16 protein-coding genes and 2 riboswitches are annotated in these 19698 nt (G+C 66.6%); of the genes, 11 read left to right on the top strand and 5 right to left on the bottom strand.

Features of this window, described 5'->3' with window-relative positions; translation table 11 throughout:
* Positions 1–85: 85 nt before the first annotated feature.
* The 10 genes from CCUG20998_RS13040 (at position 86) to gcvP (ending at position 9619) form a co-directional block, all read left to right on the top strand.
* Positions 86–715 carry a CDP-alcohol phosphatidyltransferase family protein gene (locus tag CCUG20998_RS13040; protein ID WP_020728958.1) on the top strand — a complete coding sequence of 210 codons (630 nt, stop codon included), beginning with the start codon at positions 86–88 and terminating at the stop codon, positions 713–715.
* The gene (locus tag CCUG20998_RS13045; protein WP_012394414.1) at positions 708–1628 is read left to right on the top strand and encodes a DUF881 domain-containing protein; all 921 of its coding nucleotides are present in this window, start codon (positions 708–710) and stop codon (positions 1626–1628) included. The genes CCUG20998_RS13040 and CCUG20998_RS13045 overlap by 8 nt, the downstream gene beginning before the upstream one ends.
* A gap of 61 nt (positions 1629–1689) precedes the next feature.
* Positions 1690–2022: a small basic family protein gene (locus tag CCUG20998_RS13050; RefSeq protein WP_012394415.1), complete on the top strand. Its 333-nt coding sequence runs from the start codon at positions 1690–1692 to the stop codon at positions 2020–2022.
* Between the two features lie 24 nt (positions 2023–2046).
* On the top strand, positions 2047–2937 hold the full coding sequence (locus tag CCUG20998_RS13055; protein ID WP_020725256.1) for a DUF881 domain-containing protein: 891 nt from the start codon (positions 2047–2049) through the stop codon (positions 2935–2937).
* Positions 2938–2971: 34 nt separating this feature from the next.
* Entirely contained in the window at positions 2972–3376 is a 405-nt protein-coding gene (gene gcvH / locus CCUG20998_RS13060) for a glycine cleavage system protein GcvH (RefSeq protein WP_020728959.1), read from the top strand.
* A gap of 266 nt (positions 3377–3642) precedes the next feature.
* Positions 3643–4122, top strand: coding sequence for a glycogen accumulation regulator GarA (gene garA, locus CCUG20998_RS13065; protein ID WP_373122703.1), 480 nt, complete (start codon positions 3643–3645; stop codon positions 4120–4122).
* Positions 4119–4874: a transcriptional regulator FtsR gene (gene ftsR / locus CCUG20998_RS13070; RefSeq protein ID WP_012394419.1), complete on the top strand. Its 756-nt coding sequence runs from the start codon at positions 4119–4121 to the stop codon at positions 4872–4874. The genes garA and ftsR overlap by 4 nt, the downstream gene beginning before the upstream one ends.
* Before the next feature lie 140 nt (positions 4875–5014).
* Positions 5015–5509 carry a bifunctional nuclease family protein gene (locus CCUG20998_RS13075; RefSeq protein ID WP_012394420.1) on the top strand — a complete coding sequence of 165 codons (495 nt, stop codon included), beginning with the start codon at positions 5015–5017 and terminating at the stop codon, positions 5507–5509.
* 277 nt (positions 5510–5786) lie between these two features.
* Complete coding sequence (locus CCUG20998_RS13080; RefSeq protein ID WP_020725258.1) at positions 5787–6419, top strand: MerR family transcriptional regulator; 633 nt, start codon at positions 5787–5789, stop codon at positions 6417–6419.
* 72 nt (positions 6420–6491) lie between these two features.
* A riboswitch (glycine riboswitch) is annotated at positions 6492–6589 on the top strand.
* A riboswitch (glycine riboswitch) is annotated at positions 6590–6715 on the top strand.
* Between the two features lie 66 nt (positions 6716–6781).
* A complete protein-coding gene (gene gcvP, locus CCUG20998_RS13085; protein ID WP_020728961.1) occupies positions 6782–9619 on the top strand; it encodes an aminomethyl-transferring glycine dehydrogenase in 2838 nt (945 codons plus the stop codon).
* Between the two features lie 29 nt (positions 9620–9648).
* Here the strand turns inward: gcvP and CCUG20998_RS13090 are convergent, their stop codons facing one another.
* Positions 9649–11214 carry a PE family protein gene (locus CCUG20998_RS13090; protein WP_050674535.1) on the bottom strand — a complete coding sequence of 522 codons (1566 nt, stop codon included), beginning with the start codon at positions 11212–11214 and terminating at the stop codon, positions 9649–9651.
* Between the two features lie 279 nt (positions 11215–11493).
* Positions 11494–12366: a haloalkane dehalogenase gene (locus tag CCUG20998_RS13095; protein ID WP_012394424.1), complete on the bottom strand. Its 873-nt coding sequence runs from the start codon at positions 12364–12366 to the stop codon at positions 11494–11496.
* 49 nt (positions 12367–12415) lie between these two features.
* On the opposite strand from CCUG20998_RS13095, the gene CCUG20998_RS13100 reads away from it, so the two are divergent.
* Complete coding sequence (locus tag CCUG20998_RS13100; protein ID WP_099052640.1) at positions 12416–13282, top strand: alpha/beta fold hydrolase; 867 nt, start codon at positions 12416–12418, stop codon at positions 13280–13282.
* Positions 13283–13311: 29 nt separating this feature from the next.
* Here CCUG20998_RS13100 and CCUG20998_RS13105 read toward each other — a convergent pair whose 3' ends face one another.
* From CCUG20998_RS13105 to CCUG20998_RS13115, 3 genes are all read right to left on the bottom strand, one after another.
* A complete protein-coding gene (locus CCUG20998_RS13105) occupies positions 13312–15519 on the bottom strand; it encodes a substrate-binding domain-containing protein (protein ID WP_036455659.1) in 2208 nt (735 codons plus the stop codon).
* Positions 15520–15569: 50 nt separating this feature from the next.
* The gene (locus tag CCUG20998_RS13110; protein WP_020728966.1) at positions 15570–17765 is read right to left on the bottom strand and encodes a malate synthase G; all 2196 of its coding nucleotides are present in this window, start codon (positions 17763–17765) and stop codon (positions 15570–15572) included.
* Positions 17766–17983: 218 nt separating this feature from the next.
* Positions 17984–19645 (bottom strand): PE family protein, encoded by a 1662-nt coding sequence (locus CCUG20998_RS13115; protein WP_020728967.1) that lies wholly within the window; start codon positions 19643–19645, stop codon positions 17984–17986.
* Positions 19646–19698: the final 53 nt, after the last annotated feature.

Below are 19698 nucleotides of genomic sequence, written 5' to 3' on the forward strand. Positions count from 1 at the left end.
TGCCCTACCGTGGGGCCAGGTTCCCGTTCGGGCGTTCGGCGCCCGTGATGCGGGCTCCCTCGTCACCCAGCTAAGGTCACCGCTCATGAAGCCAGTGCTCGCACAGAATCGGGTGCTGACGGTACCGAACTTGCTGAGCGCCATCCGCCTGGCCCTGATCCCAGTGTTCGTCTACGTAATGCTGATCGCGCCCGCCCATGGCTGGGCGGTGGCGATTCTGATGTTCAGCGGGGCCTCGGATTGGGCCGACGGCAAGATCGCCCGGCTCCTCAACCAGTCGTCCCGGCTGGGCGTGCTGCTGGACCCCGCCGTTGATCGGCTCTACATGATCACGGTGCCCATCGTGCTGGGGCTGAGCGGGATCGTGCCGTGGTGGTTCATCGCGGCACTGCTGGCCCGCGACGCGGCGCTGGCCCTGACTCTGCCGGCGCTGTGGAGCCGGGGGGTGTCGGCGCTGCCGGTCACCTACGTCGGCAAGGCCGCCACGTTTGCTTTGATGGCCGGGTTTCCGGTGCTGTTGCTGGGCCAGTGGGATGCGTTGTGGAGCCGAGCGCTCAAGGCATGCGGCTGGGCGTTTCTGATCTGGGGTCTGTATGCATACCTCTGGGCATTTGTGCTCTACATCGTGCAGATGACGATGGTGGTGCGCCGGATTCCCAAGATCAAGCACCGGACTTTCCAGCCGGTCGGCCGAAATGCGGGCGGGAATGGCTGAGGCGGGCCGGCTGCTCGGTGGCTATGACCCCAACGCCGGCTACAGTGCCCACGCCGCGCGGCCTAAACGGAACCCGGTGCCGTCGCTGCTTCGTGCCCTGCTGTCCGACCACCTCGATCCCGGTTACGCCGCGGCAGCCGCCAAACGCGAGAGTTCCGGCGCCCAGCGAACTGTTCGAGCCCGCGCTTTCGGCTGGCTGTGGCAGGCCCTGGCGGCCACGTTGGTCGCCGCGGTTTTCGCTGCCGCGGTCGCGCAAGCGCGCCTGGTTGCCCCCGGCGTGCACGCGGCACAGCAGCTGCTGGTGACCAGTGTGCGTTCCACTCAGGCCGCTGCCGCCGAACTGGCCCAGCGGCGCAGCGCACTCTCGGCGAAGGTCGACGACGTGCAGCGGCTGGCGTTGGCCGACGACGTCGAAGGACAACGGCTGCTGACCCAGCTCGACGCCCTCAATCTGGCGGCTGCCAGCACACCGGTCATCGGCCCTGGCTTGACGGTGACGGTGACCGACCCCGGTGTCGGGCCCAATCTTTCCGACGCATCCAAGCAGCGCGTCAGCGGCAGCCAGCAAATCATCTTGGACCGCGATCTGCAGCTCGTGCTCAACTCGCTGTGGGCAAGTGGGGCCGAGGCTGTCTCGGTCGACGGTGTCCGGATCGGACCGAATGTCACCATCCGCCAGGCCGGTGGAGCGATTCTGGTCGACAACAATCCCACCAGTAGCCCGTACACCATCCTCGCTGTCGGACCGCCTCACGCGATGCGAGACGCCTTCGACCGAAGTCCCGGCATGCGCCGTCTTAAGCTGCTGGAGATCTCCTACGGTGTCGGCGTTAGCGTCAACGTCGGCGACGGTCTGGCACTGCCCGCCGGATCCATTCGAGATGTCAAGTTCGCCAAGCAGATTGGGCCCTAGTGAGAGAAGCTCTGGTATTAGTGGTTTGCGGGGGAGAGAAGCCGACGGGAAATCAGCCAGCATGATCGGAATTGCGGCACTTGCCGTGGGCATCGTGCTGGGCCTGGTTTTCCACCCCAGCGTGCCCGAGGCCATCCAGCCGTATCTGCCGATCGCGGTGGTGGCCGCGCTCGACGCGGTGTTCGGCGGACTTCGCGCCTATCTCGAGCGAATCTTCGACCCAAAGGTCTTCGTGGTGTCGTTCGTGTTCAACGTCTTGGTAGCCGCCCTGATCGTCTATGTGGGCGATCAATTGGGCGTTGGGACGCAGTTGTCCACCGCGATCATCGTCGTGCTGGGAATTCGCATCTTCGGCAACGCGGCGGCGCTGCGGCGCCGGCTGTTCGGAGCATGACGGAGATACGGAGATGAGGTCACTGTGAGTCAGGATCGTTGCGCCGCCGGCGGCGACGAAAGCCGTGACGAAAACCGTGGCACGGCAACCCAACACGGTCACTCCAAGACGACCCCGAAAAGTCACGCAACCGCCAAGCACGGTCGTCACGAGATGCCTGCCGACCGTTCCCGGCCCGACCGTGGACCGCGCGAGACTCAAGATTCCACCGGCGCGCGCCGCGGCCGTTCCCGGTTGTTGTTTGGGGCGCTGGCGATCCTGTTGTGCCTGGTTTTGGGGGTGGCCATCGTGACCCAGGTGCGCCAGACCGAGTCCGGCGACTCGCTGGAAACGGCCCGGCCCGCGGACCTATTGGTGTTGCTGGACTCGCTGCGGCAACGCGAGGGAACGCTCAATGCCGAAGTGACCGACCTGCAGAACACTCTCAACGCGCTGGAGGCTTCCGGTAACAACGACCAGACCGCGATCGAGAGCGCTCAGGCCAGGCTGGCCGCGTTGTCCATCCTGGTCGGTGCGGTGGGCGCCACCGGGCCCGGGGTCACGGTGCGAATCGACGATCCGGGGCCGGGGGTGGCGCCGGAAGCGATGCTCGATGTGATCAACGAATTGCGTGCCGCCGGAGCCGAGGCGATCCAAGTCAGTGACGCTCAGCAGTCGGTTCGGGTCGGTGTGGATACCTGGGTCGTTGGTGCTCCCGGTGCGTTGACAATCGACAACAAGAACCTCTCACCGCCGTATTCGATTCTGGCGATTGGTGATCCACCTACACTGGCCGCGGCGATGAACATTCCGGGTGGCGCAGAGGACAGCATCAAACGTGTCGGCGGGCGGATGTCGGTACAGCAGTCCGACCGCGTAGACGTGACCGCCTTGCGGCAACCAAAACCTCACCAATACGCTCAGCCCGTCAAATGAACTAACACCGAAAACCGACCAGAACAGGATTACCGTGAGCGATATCCCCGCCGACCTGCACTACACCGCCGAGCACGAGTGGATTCGCCGGACCGCGGAGGACACCGTGCGGGTCGGGATCACCGACTTCGCGCAGTCTGCGCTCGGTGATGTGGTCTTCGTGCAGCTGCCCGACGTGGGTGCCGAAGTGACCGCCGGGGAGACCTTCGGCGAGGTCGAATCGACCAAGTCGGTGTCTGATCTGTTTGCCCCGATCTCGGGCAAGGTGGCCGCGGTGAACGCTGATCTGGAAGCGACGCCACAGCTGGTGAACACCGATCCGTATGGCACCGGCTGGTTGCTGGACGTGCAGGTCGAGGGTTCCGACGTCGCCGCGCTGGAATCGGCGTTGGCGGCTTTGCTTGACGCCCAGACCTACCGCGACACGGTGACCGAATGATCGGTTGCTAAGGTCCCTGCCAGCGTTGGGGGTGCGTTGGACCCGTGACTGACCTATGAGGAACCAGCCTTTCGGGCATACGATCCGCAGTGGCGGGCACGTCGCCGCCGCGGGGCGGACCCTCGCGCGGTACGGTCGATAGATCAGCGTTGGAAGCGTTTGAAGGCAGTAAAAGGTAGTTCAAGCGGTATATCCGAGGGAGAAGCCGGTGGACCGGCTCGGCGGTCAAGGCGATAGCGGCCAGTGAGGAGCAGCGGGTGACGGACATGGACGCAGCAAGAGATAGGGACCAGACTTCTGACGAAGTTACCGTGGAGACGACATCGGTCTTCCGCGCTGACTTCCTCAACGAACTGGACGCCCCCACCCAGTCGGGCACCGAAAGCTCAGTTTCAGGGGTAGAGGGACTGCCGGCCGGCTCGGCGTTGCTGGTCGTGAAGCGGGGGCCCAACGCCGGGTCGCGCTTCCTGCTCGATCAACCCATCACCTCGGCTGGTCGGCATCCCGACAGCGACATCTTCCTCGATGACGTAACGGTGAGCCGTCGTCACGCCGAATTCCGCTTGGAAGGCAACGAGTTCAGCGTCGTGGACGTCGGGAGCCTCAACGGCACCTACGTCAACCGGGAGCCGGTTGATTCGGCCGTGTTGGCAAACGGCGACGAGGTTCAAATCGGCAAGTTCCGCCTGGTCTTCCTGACCGGCCCCAAGCAAGGTGACGACGACGGGGGCACCGGAGGCCAGTGAGCGCGCCCGATAGCCCCGCGCTCGCCGGGATGTCCATCGGGGCGGTGTTGGAACTGCTCCGACCGGACTTCCCAGATGTCACCATCTCCAAGATCCGTTTCCTGGAGGCCGAAGGGCTGGTGACGCCGCAGCGCGCGGCATCGGGGTATCGGAGGTTCACCGCGTACGACTGTGCGCGGCTGCGCTTCATACTCACCGCTCAGCGTGATCATTACCTACCGCTCAAAGTAATCAGGTCGGAGCTGGACGCCCAGCCCGACGGCCAGTTGCCGGCGATTGGATCCCCTTACGGGGTACCGAAATTGGTGTCGGTGGCGGGTAACAGTGCCGGCACCGCCGGACCTGACGGGGGATCTGACACCGGGGCGGTCGCGCCGGCGCGAGTTCGGCTCAGTCGCGAAGACCTGATCGAGCGCTCGGGCGTCGACGACGAACTGCTCAGTGCGGTGTTGAAGGCTGGCGTGATCACAACCGGGCCGGGTGGGTTTTTCGACGAACACGCCGTGGTAATCCTGCAGTGCGCCCGTGCGCTGTCGGAATACGGCGTGGAGCCACGGCACCTGCGCGCTTTCCGCTCGGCGGCCGACCGGCAGTCGGACCTGATCGCACAGATCGCCGGGCCGTTGGTCAAGGCCGACAAGGCCGGCGCGCGCGACCGTGCCGACGACTTGGCGCGTGAGGTGGCCGCACTGGCGATCACCTTGCACACCTCGTTAATCAAATCCGCTGTACGCGACGTTCTGCACCGCTGAGGATTAGACTTTCCTCGACAGCTCGGTGTTCGGCGACAAAGGCCCGACAATGGCAGACAGTGGCAATGGGATGGGTGTTCACCGCGTCGTCACGCTGAGCAATGGTCGGTCACGGCGGGATGTGTGGAGGGCAGACACAGATGGGTGAAGTTCGTGTTGTCGGCATTCGCGTCGAGCAACCGCAGAACCAGCCGGTGCTGTTGCTGCGCGAAGCCGACGGTGACCGGTACCTACCGATTTGGATCGGCCAGTCCGAGGCCGCTGCCATCGCGCTTGAGCAACAAGGCGTGGAGCCGCCCCGGCCGTTGACGCACGACTTGATCAGGGATCTCATTGCCGCGCTCGGGCATTCCCTCAAGGAAGTGCGCATCGTCGATCTGCAAGAGGGCACGTTCTATGCGGATTTGATCTTCGACCGCAACATCACGGTCTCGGCTCGCCCCTCCGACTCGGTGGCGATTGCGCTGCGCGTCGGTGTTCCGATTTATGTCGAGGAGGCGGTGCTGGCCCAGGCCGGCCTGTTGATACCCGACGAGGGTGACGAGGAGGCCGGAAGCGCCGTTCGAGAGGACGAGGTCGAGAAATTCAAAGAGTTTCTCGACAGCGTTTCGCCCGACGACTTCAAGGCCACCTGACCCAACAAAGGTGCAGGAAAAAAGCAATCGTGAGGGAGGATCAACAACGTCACGGATCCGTCTCATCTCGCAACATGCCATCTCGACACGCCTAGGGGATGGCGCTCACGGGCCCGCGCAGCGTCCATACTTTGAAGGCGACTTGATGATCAACCCGCGGACCGCAACGGTCCAACAGCGTATGCTCTTCAGCACTCGGCCCTGAGCAAACGTGGTTGCCGAGGCAGCCAGTGACGCAGCTAGTGACACAACAGCGCGATCGGCGAGAGGAAACACCGTGAGCGACCAGCCACGTCAAGAACAGCTGGATCTTGCAGCCAACCCAACCGCTGGGACCAACGGTTCTTACGATGGCTCTGCAGCAGGCGAACCCGTGCAGCAGGGACTGTTCCCCGACGATTCGGTACCCGACGAGCTGGTCGGCTACCGCGGTCCAAGCGCTTGTCAGATTGCGGGTATCACCTACCGCCAACTCGACTACTGGGCACGCACCTCGTTGGTTGTGCCCTCGATCCGCGGCGCGGCAGGATCGGGCAGTCAGCGCCTGTACTCCTTCAAAGACATTCTGGTGCTCAAGATCGTAAAGCGATTGCTCGACACCGGCATCTCGCTGCACAACATCCGGGTTGCGGTCGATCACCTGCGTCAGCGCGGGGTCCAGGATCTGGCCAACATCACCCTGTTCTCCGACGGGACAACCGTCTATGAGTGCACGTCGGCCGAGGAGGTCGTAGACCTGCTGCAAGGCGGCCAGGGTGTGTTCGGCATCGCGGTTTCGGGCGCGATGCGGGAGCTGACCGGAGTCATCGCCGACTTCCACGGCGAGCGGGCCGACGGCGGAGAATCCATTGCCGCCCCTGAAGACGAGTTGGCGTCCCGCCGCAAGCATCGAGACCGCAAGATCGGCTGACCGCCTTCGGCACCACGCATCGGCGTGCAGCGCGCCGTCGCTGCGGCTGGCCGAGTAAACTGGGCGACGCATCGTTCTCGTGCGGGAGAGTTCTGTGGCCGCCAGCTACGGACGCCGAAGGAGCAACACCTCTCCGTCAATCTCTCAGGCCCCCGGACCGCGCTGGATGACGATGCCTCTGGAAAGCGGTGGTGACCCGTAGCGGTCCTCGCCCGCCGATGGGGAAAGGCGCCCGCTTGGGCTGGGCGCTGAATCTCTCAGGCGCCTGGTGCACGGGTGAAGACAGAGGGAGAGGGCCCGCTAGTCCTCTGCCCGCACGTGGCCTTGGGTAAGGCCCGTCCGCTGCCCAGTCAGGAGTCACCGTGTCCGACCACTCCATGTTCGAGTCGACCTTCGCAGACCGCCACATCGGGCTGGACAACCAGGCCATCGCGACCATGCTTGCGGTGATCGGCGTCGACTCGCTCGACGACTTGGCCGCCAAGGCGGTGCCGACGCGGATTTTCGATACGCCCACCGACAGCGGCCGCGCGCCGGGCCTAGATCAGCTGCCGCCGGCCGCCAGCGAGGCCGAGGCCCTGGCCGAGCTACGTGCGCTGGCTGACACCAACACCACGGCCGTGTCGATGATCGGACAGGGCTACTACGACACATTCACGCCGCAGGTTCTGTTACGCAACATCATGGAGAACCCGGCCTGGTACACCGCCTACACGCCGTACCAGCCCGAGATCAGCCAGGGGCGGCTCGAGGCGTTGCTCAACTTTCAGACGATGGTCACCGATCTCACCGGCCTCGAGATCGCGAATGCTTCGATGCTCGACGAGGGCACCGCGGCGGCGGAAGCCATGACGCTCATGCACCGTGCAACGCGCAGTTCCACCAAGCGTCTCGCGGTGGACGCCGACCTGTTTACCCAAACCGCCGCAGTGCTGGCCACGCGCGCCAAGCCGTTGGGTATCGAGATCGTCACCACCGACCTGCGCGACGGGTTGCCCGACGGCGAATTCTTCGGGGTGATCGCCCAGCTGCCCGGGGCGAGTGGGCGCATCACCGACTGGACCGCCCTGATCCAGCAGGCCCATGACCGCGGCGCGCTGGTGTCCATCGGCGCCGATCTGTTGGCGCTGACACTTCTCACGCCGCCCGGCGAGATCGGTGCTGACATCGCGTTCGGCACCACCCAACGTTTCGGGGTTCCAATGGGATTCGGCGGCCCGCACGCCGGATATCTGTCGGTGCACGCCAAGCACGCCCGGCAGTTGCCCGGCCGGTTGGTCGGCGTATCGGTCGACAGTGACGGCAACCCGGCCTATCGTCTCGCGCTGCAGACCCGCGAGCAGCACATTCGCCGCGACAAGGCGACCAGCAATATCTGTACCGCTCAGGTGCTGCTGGCGGTGATGGCCGCAATGTATGCGAGCTATCACGGCGCCGATGGGCTGACCGGCATCGCCCGGCGGGTGCACGGGCATGCCGAGACCATCGCCGGTGCGCTGGGCGACGCGCTGGTGCACGACACGTTCTTCGACACCGTGCTGGCGCGGGTACCCGACCGTGCCGATGAGGTGGTGGCCGCGGCCAAGGCGAGCGGAGTCAACCTATGGCGCGTCGACGCTGACCACGTGTCGGTGGCCTGCGACGAGGTAACCACCGCCGCGCACGTGACCGCGGTCCTGGACGCGTTCGGGGTGTCGGCCGCCAAGGCAGCACGCGCCGAGATCGCGACGCGCACCTCAGAGTTCTTGACCCATCCCGCATTCACCAATTACCGCACCGAGACTTCGATGATGCGCTACCTGCGCGAACTCGCGGACAAAGATATTGCGCTGGACCGCAGCATGATTCCGCTCGGCTCATGCACGATGAAGCTCAATGCCGCAACCGAGATGGAGTCGATTACCTGGCCTGAGCTCGGACGTCAGCATCCGTTTGCCCCGGCCTCGGATACCCCGGGCCTGCGTCGGCTCATCACTGAGCTGCAGGGCTGGTTGGCGGCCATCACCGGCTACGACGAGGTCTCCTTGCAGCCCAACGCGGGCTCACAGGGGGAGTACTCCGGCCTATTGGCCATCCACGAATACCACGCCAGCCGGGGGGAGCCGCACCGCGATATCTGCCTGATCCCGTCCAGCGCACACGGCACCAATGCGGCTTCGGCCGCCCTGGCCGGGATGCGGGTTGTCGTGGTGGGTTGCCACGACAACGGCGATGTCGACCTCGACGATCTGCGTGCCAAGGTCGGCGACCACGCCGACCGGTTGGCGGCGCTGATGATCACCTACCCCTCCACGCACGGCGTTTACGAGCACGACATTGCCGACATCTGTGCGGCGGTGCACGACGCCGGCGGCCAGGTGTACGTCGACGGCGCCAACCTCAACGCGCTGGTGGGCCTGGCCCGACCGGGCAAATTCGGCGGCGATGTCAGCCACCTGAACCTGCACAAGACCTTCTGCATCCCGCACGGGGGCGGTGGTCCGGGAGTGGGTCCGGTGGCGGTGCGGTCGCATCTGGCTCCGTTTCTGCCGGGCCATCCGTTCGCGCCGGAACTACCCCAAGGGGATCCGGTGTCGGCGGCGCCCTACGGGTCTGCCTCGATCCTGCCCATCACCTGGGCCTACATCCGCATGATGGGCGCCGACGGTCTGCGCGCGGCGTCGCTGACCGCGATCGCCTCGGCCAACTACATCGCGCGGCGTCTGGACGAGTATTTCCCGGTGCTCTACACCGGCGAGAACGGCATGGTCGCCCACGAGTGCATCCTGGACCTGCGCGGCATCACCAAGGCAACCGGAGTGACTGTCGACGATGTCGCAAAGCGGTTGGCAGACTATGGATTTCACGCACCTACCATGAGCTTCCCGGTGGCCGGCACGCTGATGGTGGAGCCGACCGAAAGCGAGAGCCTGGCCGAGGTCGACGCGTTCTGCGACGCGATGATCAGCATCCGCGCCGAGATCGACCGGGTCGGGTCCGGACAGTGGCCCGTTGACGACAATCCGCTACGGGGCGCGCCACACACGGCGCAGTGTTTGCTGGTGGGCGAGTGGGACCACCCGTACACCCGCGAGGAAGCGGCCTACCCGCTCGGCACCGCGTTTCGGCCGAAAGTCTGGCCGGCGGCGCGCCGTATCGACGGCGCCTATGGCGACCGCAACCTGGTCTGCTCCTGCCCGCCGGTGGAGGCTTTCGCCTAGGGCCGACCCGGTCGGCCGCGGGTTTCCGGCTAGGGCCCGTCGGTCCCGTTTGCCCCGGCCACCGTCCCGCCGGTGCCGCCGGTGCCCCCGGTTCCATTGACACCGCCGCGCCCGCCGTTGCCGCCGTTGCCGATCAACTGTGCATCGCCGCCGTTGCCGCCGTCCCCGAAGTTGCGACTGCTCCCGGACGTGCCCGCGTCACCACCAGCACCACCGTTGCCGATGAGCGCGGCCTCGCCGCCGTTTCCACCGTTGCCGCCGTTGCCGAGTCCGCCCCCGGCCGCTCCGCCGGCCCCGCCGGCACCGCCGTTGCCCAGCAGCTTGGCGCCATGGCCGCCATCCCCGCCAGTCCCACCGGTGCCGCCAGCCAGGGCGGCCCCACCGATGCCACCGGCCCCGCCGCTGCCGATCAGGCCGACCGCATCACCGCCGTCCCCGGCGTCTGACATCGTCGCGCCGCCGCCCGCACCGCCGTTACCGATCAGCGTCCCGCCGGTGCCCCCGTCGCCGCCGTGGGCGAGACCGAGAGCGGTGCCGCCGTCGCCACCGTTGCCGACCATTCCGGCATTGCCCCCGGCACCGCCGGCCCCGCCGCCGTGCTGACCGAACGCACCGAGCCCGCCGGCCCCGCCGTCGCCCCACAGTTGTCCGCCATTGCCGCCGGCACCACCGGCCCCGCCCAACCCGCCCAGGGCCGCCGTGGGCACCACAGGGCCGCCGGCGCCGCCCGCCCCGCCATCGCCGAACCACCCGACAGCGGATCCACCGGCGCCGCCGGCGCCGCCCGCCGCGCTCGGGTCGGCGGCGCCCATCCCGCCGATCCCGCCGGCCCCGCCGTCGCCGCATAGTTTTCCACCGATGCCGCCCACGCCGCCGGCGCCGCCGTTGAGTCCTTCGGCGCCCCCGCCGGCCCCGCCGATGCCCCCGTTTCCGAACAGCCCGACGGCCGCCCCGCCGGCACCCCCGGACCCGCCGTTACCGACGGCCGCCGAGCCGATCCCACCGACGCCGCCATTGCCGCCGTTGCCGATCAGCCACCCACCGGCGCCGCCGCTGCCGCCGGCCAATCCGTTCGACCCCGAACCGCCGGCGCCGCCATTGCCGCCGTTGCCGATCAGGCCGGCGGCCCCACCGACCCCACCCGCCTGGCCGGCCAGCCCGCTGCCGCCGTTGCCGCCGTTGCCGAACAACAAGCCACCGTCCGCACCGGCCTGGCCCGGTGCCCCGTCGGCTCCATTGCCGATCAGCGGGCGCCCCAACATCGCCATCGTCTCCCCGTTGGCCGCGTCAAGCAGCGATTGCAGCGGCGAGACGTTGGCGGCTTCGGCGCCCGAGTAGGCCCCCGCGGCCGAGGTCATCGCCGCAACGAACTGGTCATGAAATTGGGCCGCCTGAGCGCTCAAGATTTGGTAGGCCTGGCCGTGCGCGGCGAACAAGGCGGCGATGACCGCGGACACCTCATCCGCACCGGCCGCTAACACCGCAGTGGTGGGCGCGGTTGCCGCCACATTCGCCATGTTGATCGTCGAGCCGATGCTTGCTATATCTGACGCCGCCGCTTGCACCATTTCGGGAGCGGCCACCACAAACGACATTATGCTTTCCTCTCAAACATCGATTCGACGGAACAATGTCGCATTTCAGTAGGACAAACACCCTGTTCAGGGCGCGCAATTCACCGTAACTGATTCGACTTATCGCAACATTAGCAATTCGCGCTGTGATGAATTGACGATATTAGAGAACATTTACACTTGGCGCATTTAATTCACCACAATAGCCATAAAATTGCAGGTGGAATTCATCATGTCCGGAACAATTGGAGGCACGCCTCGGGGCAGCCCCGGCGCACCGCCGGGGTTTAGGCCCACAGGTCAGCCGAACCGCGCGATGATTGCCGCGGCGATCTCGTCGGGGGCATCCTCCTGGATGAAATGCTTGGCCTCGGGCAGTTCGACCAGGACATGATCGGCGAACACCGCGCGCATCCGCGCAAGCATCGGCTCGGGCCGGAATGCGAAGTCCTTCATACCCCATACCAGCAGGGCGGGTTTGGTACCCAGCTGTGCCGGCACCTCGCTGGCAAGCCTGGCCAGCAATGGACGCGCGGCCAGGATCTGCTTGGGCATCTCCGCGACACCCACACGTGCTGACGCGGTTGGTTGCACGCCACGGTAGTGCTCCATGACCGCGCTACTCGGGCGATGGGTCGTTCCGGCCGGAATCAGCCGTTCCACGAAGAAATTGTGGTGCAAGATCGCGTACTGCATGGGAAGGCTGGACATCACTGTGCTGAACGCCTTCATCGTCAGCGTGTCGGCCGGCCAGAACCAGGTATTGCCCAACACGATTCCGCGCACCCGTTCGGCGCGCTCGACCGCGACCGCCATGCTGATCGGTCCGCCCCAGTCCTGGCCCATGGTCAAGTAGTTGTCCAGACCCAGGTGGTCGACGAACTCGCCAACCACCTGCGCATGCTCGTCGACCTTGTACCCGAACGTGCCGGGATGCTCGGACAGGCCGAAACCGAGGTAGTCCGGAGCGATACAGCGGAAGTGATCCCGCAGCGCCACGATGATGTGGCGGTACAGGAAACTCCAGGTCGGGTTGCCGTGACATAGCAGGATTGGCGGGCCGTCGCCCTCGTCGATGTAATGCAGGCGCCCCCGGGAGCTGTCGAACCAGCGCGATGCGAATGGGTACAACTTCGGATCCGGAGTGAAATCCGGAGTGAATTGCCGGCCCATTACCCTCGTTACCCTCCTGTCGTGGTGCTCACGATGGTATGCCCGAAGGGTGACATCACCGAGTGTTAGCGACTGGCGTGCGGGTGGCGGCTGGATAAACACGGCTGCGGGGAAGGTGTTCGTGCGATCTGGTGAGGGCATTGCGCCCACGGTCCTGCTCCTGCACGGATTCCCATCCAGTTCGTTCGACTTCCGGTCGGTGATTCCGTACCTGGCGGGTCAGGCCTGGCTGACCATGGACTTTCTTGGTTTCGGTCTGTCGGACAAGCCCCGTCCGCACCGCTACAGCCTGCTGGAACAGGCCGATTTGGTGCAAAACGTAGTAGCCCAGAACGTCACCGGACCGGTGGTGGTGCTGGCTCATGACATGGGTACCTCGGTGACGACCGAGTTGCTTGCCCGCGACCTCGAGGGCCGGCTCCCATTCGAGCTGCAACGCGTGGTCCTCAGCAACGGCAGCGTGATCCTCGAACGCGCCAGCCTACGTCCCATTCAGAAGGTGTTGCGTGGTCCGCTGGGGCCGATCGCGGCTCGTTTGGTCAACCGGGGCGGGTTCACGCGGGGTTTCGGCAAACTGTTTTCGGCGCAGCACCCGTTGTCTGCCCAAGAAGCTGAGGCGCAGTGGGAACTGTTGACGCACAACAACGGTCATCGCATCGCGCATCTTCTGATCAGCTACCTCGAAGAGCGGGAGCGGTACGCGCAGCGCTGGCACAACGCGGTACGGGACTGGCCCAAACCGCTGGGGTTCGTCTGGGGCCTCGATGACCCGGTGGCCACAACGAACGTGCTCAATGGGTTGCGTGAACTGCGCCCGAACGCCGGGGTCATCGAATTACCCGGTCTGGGCCACTACCCGCAGGTGGAGGATCCCAAAGCGTATACGCAAGCCGCACTCGATCTGCTGGTCGGCTAGGCCCGTATCGATCCGCGCGGGTAGCCGGGTCAGCTCAAGAAGGTGTCGACCGCGGCGGCCAGGTTCGGGCCCGTCGAGGTCGCCAGGTTCTGGTAGCTACCACCGCTGAGCTGAGCAACGGCTTCCCACGTCTTGCGGTCCGGATCGGCACCAAAGTCGATGACGTTGACCGCGATTGGCTTGGCCGGGTCCGCGCTGGTCCGGATGAAATTCTCCAGGCCAGGGCCATCGAGGCTTTGGTCGGTGTGGGGTCCCCCGGTGATCACCAAGATCGAGTTGGCCTGGTCGGCACGGAAATGCGCCTGCACGTCCTCATAGATCATCCGCAGCGTGGTGAACGACACCGCGCCACCGTTTGACGAATATTGCTTGTCCAGCGCGGCGTTGAGCGCCGCCGAGCGGGGCTGCCCGTTTACCGGGTCGGCGAGTGGCCCGGTGGGCACCTCGGTTCGGCCCTCGCGCCCGTCAAACGTCCACAACCCAACAGCCGAGGTGGGCGGCAGCGTCTTGATTCGGTTCTGCAGCGCCGCAACGATATTGGCTAGGCGAGTCTTGCCGCCGTCGTCGGTGGACAACGACTGGTCAAGCATGATGGTCGCGGCAACTCCCATCGACGGTGCGGCCACGGCATCGGCCAGTGTGGCGCGAATTCCCTCGTCACCAACGGAAAGGGGAGCGGGCAAGGCCGGAAAACTCGTGACGGGGCTGCTGGGCGGCTTGACATCGTCGACCCGAAATCCCGCTTTCGCCAACTTCGCGAGTTGTTCCGGCTTGTGCACGTACCGGGCAAAGGCGCTGGCCGCCGTGGTCTGCTCCTGCGACAACCACGACCCATTGAGCAGGACCGCCGGGTAGTCGGCGACCGCGACCGGGCCGGGCGGCAACCATGAACTCAACTTCTTCTTCGCGTCGGACAACGATTGTGCGCGCAAGAACAGCTGTTGCTCGGTGGTGATCACCGCGTGCACCGGCGCCGCGGCCACGTCGTCGGCCTTGAGCAGGGCGTCCATCGCTTCGCTGAGCGACCCGTCCGCCAACTTGGGCTGGGTGGCCATCAGCGTGCGCACCGCACCGATGCCGGCGGTCGGCGGCGCATCAGCGGGGGCCGCCGCCGCCGCCACGGCTTCACCGGCCAGGAAGGTGGCGTCCCCGTTACCCCCGACCGGCAGCGCCAGGCGCAGCGAACCCCAAGACGGCAATTTCAGGCCGGCCATCGAATTGGGATCCGACTGCAGACCGGGCAACGCGGCCCAGTTCTGGTTGCCAAGCGCCTGCTGCAGCTCGGGCCGGATCGCCAACAACACCGGCGAGGTCACCAACGATCGACTGTCGCTGATGGCTTCCTTACCCGCGGCTTGGACCAGCCGCGCCGCCGAGACGGAGCTGCCGGGAATCCACAATCCGGGCTGAGCACCCAGCTCGGATGGCCACTTCCCAATGAAGCCGGTGATGACGGCGTCGGCGTCGGCGGCCTTGACAGCCACCGACACGCACCGGTCACCAATGGGTCCCGACGATGCGTTGTAGCTGTCGGCGAAATCGTTGACCTGATCGGCGATCGACGGGTCGGCGATGACGGCGACGGTGTCGTTTCCACCCACACAACGAGCCGCGGCGGTCTGCGAGCGGTTGGACAACACGTCACCGAAGAAGCGCCACCCGATCACTCCGACGACCACCACCACGACGGCCACCAAGGCCACGATCACGCCGACGCTGACTCCGCGCCGCCCGTCGGCGCTGCGGTGGCCGCCCTGCCAGCCGCGCAATCCACGATGGCCGGCAACACGAAATAGCGGCGGCGGGGGAGTTGCCGCCGGTTTGGGGTCACTGGGCTCGGGGCCATCCGGGTGCGTCCCGAAGTCCGGGTATTCCTCGGCCCCCAGCTCCAGATGCCGATCGTCGGCGCCGTAGGGGTCCTGTTCGAGGTACTGGCTCTCGTCGAAGACCTGTTCGTCGGCCCAGTAGCCGTCCTCGTCTGCGGAGTCTTCGTCAGCCCCCTGATCACCGAAATGCCCAGCGGTGTCACCCGACTGCTCCCACCCGGGGTAGGGGTAGCCGCCGGCCGAATCGGCAGCCTGGGGATGCGCGAAGGCACCCGGATCAGCGGCCGCCGAGCCCGCACCCCCACCAGGCTGGCCGGTTAGCTCATCGTCCCAATCCTGATTCTCCGCATCGTGATCATCGGACGGTTCGTCGGCGGAGTCCTCGGGGTCGGGCAAACTGTGCCTACCCATACCGGTATCAGCGTCCTCTCCGTCGAAGATTGACCGATGGCCAGCGAGAATCAGGCACCAGCGCGTGCCTTCAATTCACGACGACGACGGTGCAGGATCGGCTCCGTGTATCCGTTGGGCTGCTGTGCCCCCGACAAGATCAGATCCTGGGCCGCCAGGAATGCGATGCTGTCGTCGAAATTGGGTGCCATCGCGTGGTATTCGGGATCTCCGGCGTTCTGCTTGTCCACCAGCGGTGCCATGCGCTCGAGGCTAGCCCGCACATCCTCGCTGGTGATCACGCCATGCCGTAGCCAGTTGGCCAGCAACTGGCTGGAAATCCGCAGGGTGGCGCGGTCCTCCATGAGGGCCACGTTGTGGATGTCGGGAACCTTCGAACAGCCGACGCCCTGGTCGATCCAGCGCACCACGTAACCGAGGATGGACTGGCAGTTGTTGTCGACCTCTTCGCGGATCTCCTCGGGCGCCCAGGCCAGTTCCTTGGCCAGCGGAATGGTCAGCAATTCGTCAACGCTGGTGCGGGTCTTGCCCTGCAGCTCCTTCTGCACCGCAAACACATCCACCTTGTGATAGTGCATCGCGTGCAGGGTGGCCGCGGTGGGTGATGGCACCCACGCGGTGGTCGCGCCGGCCTTCGGCTGGGCGATCTTCTGCTCCACCATGTCGGCCATCAGTTCGGTCATCGCCCACATGCCCTTGCCGATCTGCGCCTTACCGGAGAAGCCGGCGGCGAGCCCGGTGTCGACGTTGGCGTCCTCGTAGGCCTTGATCCACGCCGTGTTCTTCATCGCGCCCTTGCGGATCATCGGGCCGGCTTCCATCGAGGTGTGGATCTCATCACCGGTGCGGTCCAGGAAGCCGGTGTTGATAAACACCACCCGGTCGGCGGCCGCCTTGATGCATGCCTTCAAGTTGAGCGTGGTACGTCGCTCTTCGTCCATGATGCCGACCTTCATGGTCCCCTGCGGCAACCCCAGCACGTCCTCGACGCGGCTGAACAATTCACAGGTGAACGCCACCTCGGCGGGACCGTGCATCTTGGGCTTGACGATGTAGATGGAGCCCGTGCGGCTGTTGGTCAGCAGCCCGTTGGCATCGGTGCTTCGCAGACCGTGGATGGCGATCAGGCCGGTGAACAGCGCATCCATGATGCCCTCGAACACCGGGGCGCCCTCGGCGCCTTCAGCGTCCGAAACGATGGCGTCGTTGGTCATCAGATGGCCCACGTTGCGAACGAACAACAGGCTGCGGCCGGGCAAGGTCAGCTCACCACCGTGCGGGGCGGTGTAGGTGCGGTCGGTGTTGAGCACGCGGGTGAAGGTCTTGTCGTCCTTGGTGACGTCCTCGGACAGATCGCCCCGGTTCAGTCCGAGCCAGTTCCGATAGCCCAGCACCTTGTCGTCAGCGTCGACCGCGGCCACCGAGTCCTCGAAGTCCATGATGGTGGTGATCGCGGACTCCAGGATCACGTCCTTGACGCCGGCGCCGTCGGTGGCACCGATCTGCGACTCGGGGTCGATCAGGATCTCGATGTGCAGCCCGTGATTGGCCAGCAGGATCGACTTTGGGTTCTCGGCGGCGCCGGTGTAGCCGGCGAACTGGCCGGGATCGGCCAGCGCTGCGGACGTGTCCGCCAGCGACACCACCAGCTGTCCGTCTTCCACCTTGAAGCCGGTGGCATCGGTGTAGGACGCCCCCGCCAGCGGCACGCTGTCGTCGAGGAACTGGCGCGCGTAGGCGATTACCTTGTCACCACGGACCTTGTTGTAGCCCCGGCCCTTTTCGGCGCCGTCGCTTTCGGAGATGACGTCGGTGCCGTACAAGGCGTCGTAGAGCGAGCCCCAGCGGGCGTTGGCAGCGTTGAGGGCGAACCGCGCGTTGAGGATCGGCACCACCAGCTGCGGGCCGGCGGTCGTGGTGATCTCGTCGTCAACCCCGGAGGTGGTGATGGTGAAGTCCTCGGGTGCCGGCAGCAGGTACCCGATCTCGGTGAGGAACTCGCGGTAGGCCTGCGGGTCCAACGGCTCGATCACCCGGTGGCGATGCCACTTGTCGATCTGGGCCTGCAGATCATCGCGAGTTTTCAGCAAATCCTGGTTCTGCGGGGTGAGGTCGGTGACCACCTTGTCCACGCCCGCCCAGAAGCTGTCCTGGTCGATGTCGGTGCCGGGCAGGGCCTCGTTGTTTACGAAGTCGTAGAGCACCCGAGCGACGCGCAAATTCCCCGCCGACACGCGATCCGTCATTGCTTCCTCCCTTACTGGCAATTAGGTCAGACTACCGGCCGACAGCGCGACTGCCGCATCCGGCGGCGCGCAGCACCAGGTCACAATGGCCTAGCCAAGTTGCCCACCGCGGCGCATGGCGCTGCACGATCGCGCTCTGGCAACTCGTTGAGCTCAATTGGCGATCCTTGTGTGTTGCCGTAGCCGCTGAGATCATACGGGCCGGGCCGCGCTTCCGACTAAGCCCCGTTGGATCCGTCCTGCCCGAATAGCGACCCACTCATACCGCCGGCGCCGCCCGGGGCGCCGCGCCCGCCGTCGCCGCCGTCGCCGATCAACCTGGCGTCACCGCCGTTTCCACCTGGTCCCGCCATACCGGCAAAGCTGACGCCGGCGTCCCCGCCGTCACCGCCGTTGCCGATCAGAGCGGCCGTGCCGCCGTTGCCGCCGGCGCCGCTGGCAGCGGTGTCGCTGGATCCACCCGAACCGCCCGCCCCACCATCACCGAACAGCGAGGCGGCGTTGCCGCCGCTCCCGCCGCTGCCCCCGGCATTGGCATTGCGGCCCACCCCGCCGACGCCGCCGGCGCCACCGTTGCCGATCAGCCCGACGGCGCTGCCGCCGCGACCGCCACTGCCGATGCCGCCGTTGCTCTCGGCGCAGCCGCCACCGTCGCCGCCGTCGCCGAACAGCTTCCCGCCTGCGCCGCCGGCGCCGCCGACGCCCTGGTACCCGTTGAAGCCGCCGTTGCCGCCGCTGCCGAACAGTCCGGCATCACCACCGGCCCCGGCGATACTGCCGGCGCCGCCGAATGCGACGGCGCCGCCGTGTCCGCCGTTGCCGAACAGCAGCCCACCATTGCCGCCGGCGCCGCCGTTGCCGTCAATGTGTTCCAGGCCGCCGTGACCGCCGTTGCCAATCAGCCCGGCGTTGCCTCCGGCCCCGGCAGCGCTTCCGGCGCCGCCACCGTCAGCGGCACCGTTGCCGCCATTGCCCAGCAACCACCCGCCATTGCCGCCATCGCCGCCGGTAGTTCCGGGGCCACCGGCTTCCACGCCGCCGTCCCCGCCGTTGCCGATCAGCCGAGCGTTGCCCCCGTCTCCGCCGAAAGCACCGCCCTGGATGTCGTAGCCGCCGTTTCCGCCGTTGCCGATCAGCAGCCCACCGGTGCCGCCGGCGCCGCCAGGCCCGCCGGTCCCGGAATTGCCGAACCCACCTGCCCCACCGGTGCCACCGCTGCCGAACAGCCCGGCGGCGCCGCCCTGACCGCCGGAGCCACCCGCGCCGCCGACGCCAGTCCCAGCCCCGCCGATGCCGCCGTTGCCACCGTCACCCAACAGCCATCCGCCGGCCCCACCGGCGCCACCGGGCAGACCGGTGGAATCGGGCCCGCCGATGCCGCCGCTACCGCCGTTACCGATCAAACCCGCGTCCCCGCCGGCCCCGCCGGCCTGGCCGATCCCACCGTTGCCGCCGCTACCACCGTTGCCGTAGAGCAATCCGCCGGCGCCGCCGGGCTGCCCCGGGGCTCCGTCGGCACCGTCGCCGATCAGGGGGCGTCCCAATAGCGCCTGGGCGGGCGCATTCACCGCGTCGAGCGCGGCCTGTAGCGGCGAAGCATTCGCGGCCTCCGCGGTGGCGTAGGACGCCGCACTCGCAGCCATGGCCCGCACAAACCGCTCATGAAATTCCGCCGCCTGCGCACCGAGCAGCTGATAGGCCTGGGCGTGTCCGTCGAACAATGCCGCAACCGCCGCCGACACCTCATCAGCGGCCGCGGCCAGCGCCCCCGTCGTGGGCGTCGCGGCCGCCGCGTTGATCACGTTGATCGCCGAGCCGATGCTGGCCAAGTCCTGCACCGCCACGGTCACCGCGTCCGGGGCCGCCACCACAAACGACATCACGTGCTCCTCACACCACCGCTAACGACCCACTTCTCCCGCACGACCCGATG

The organism is Mycobacterium marinum, from assembly GCF_003391395.1.
Taxonomy (GTDB): domain Bacteria; phylum Actinomycetota; class Actinomycetes; order Mycobacteriales; family Mycobacteriaceae; genus Mycobacterium; species Mycobacterium marinum.

What these genes read in the sequence shown, in the direction of transcription:
- CCUG20998_RS13090 (WP_050674535.1), bottom strand. Translation starts at nt 11,214, where the DNA reads ATGTCGTTTGTGGTGGCCGCTCCCGAAATGGTGCAAGCGGCGGCGTCA.
- CCUG20998_RS13050 (WP_012394415.1), top strand. Translation starts at nt 1,690, where the DNA reads ATGATCGGAATTGCGGCACTTGCCGTGGGCATCGTGCTGGGCCTGGTT.
- CCUG20998_RS13115 (WP_020728967.1), bottom strand. Translation starts at nt 19,645, where the DNA reads ATGTCGTTTGTGGTGGCGGCCCCGGACGCGGTGACCGTGGCGGTGCAG.
- CCUG20998_RS13040 (WP_020728958.1), top strand. Translation starts at nt 86, where the DNA reads ATGAAGCCAGTGCTCGCACAGAATCGGGTGCTGACGGTACCGAACTTG.
- CCUG20998_RS13075 (WP_012394420.1), top strand. Translation starts at nt 5,015, where the DNA reads ATGGGTGAAGTTCGTGTTGTCGGCATTCGCGTCGAGCAACCGCAGAAC.
- CCUG20998_RS13045 (WP_012394414.1), top strand. Translation starts at nt 708, where the DNA reads ATGGCTGAGGCGGGCCGGCTGCTCGGTGGCTATGACCCCAACGCCGGC.
- CCUG20998_RS13110 (WP_020728966.1), bottom strand. Translation starts at nt 17,765, where the DNA reads ATGACGGATCGCGTGTCGGCGGGGAATTTGCGCGTCGCTCGGGTGCTC.
- CCUG20998_RS13095 (WP_012394424.1), bottom strand. Translation starts at nt 12,366, where the DNA reads ATGGGCCGGCAATTCACTCCGGATTTCACTCCGGATCCGAAGTTGTAC.
- garA (WP_373122703.1), top strand. Translation starts at nt 3,643, where the DNA reads ATGGACGCAGCAAGAGATAGGGACCAGACTTCTGACGAAGTTACCGTG.
- CCUG20998_RS13105 (WP_036455659.1), bottom strand. Translation starts at nt 15,519, where the DNA reads ATGGGTAGGCACAGTTTGCCCGACCCCGAGGACTCCGCCGACGAACCG.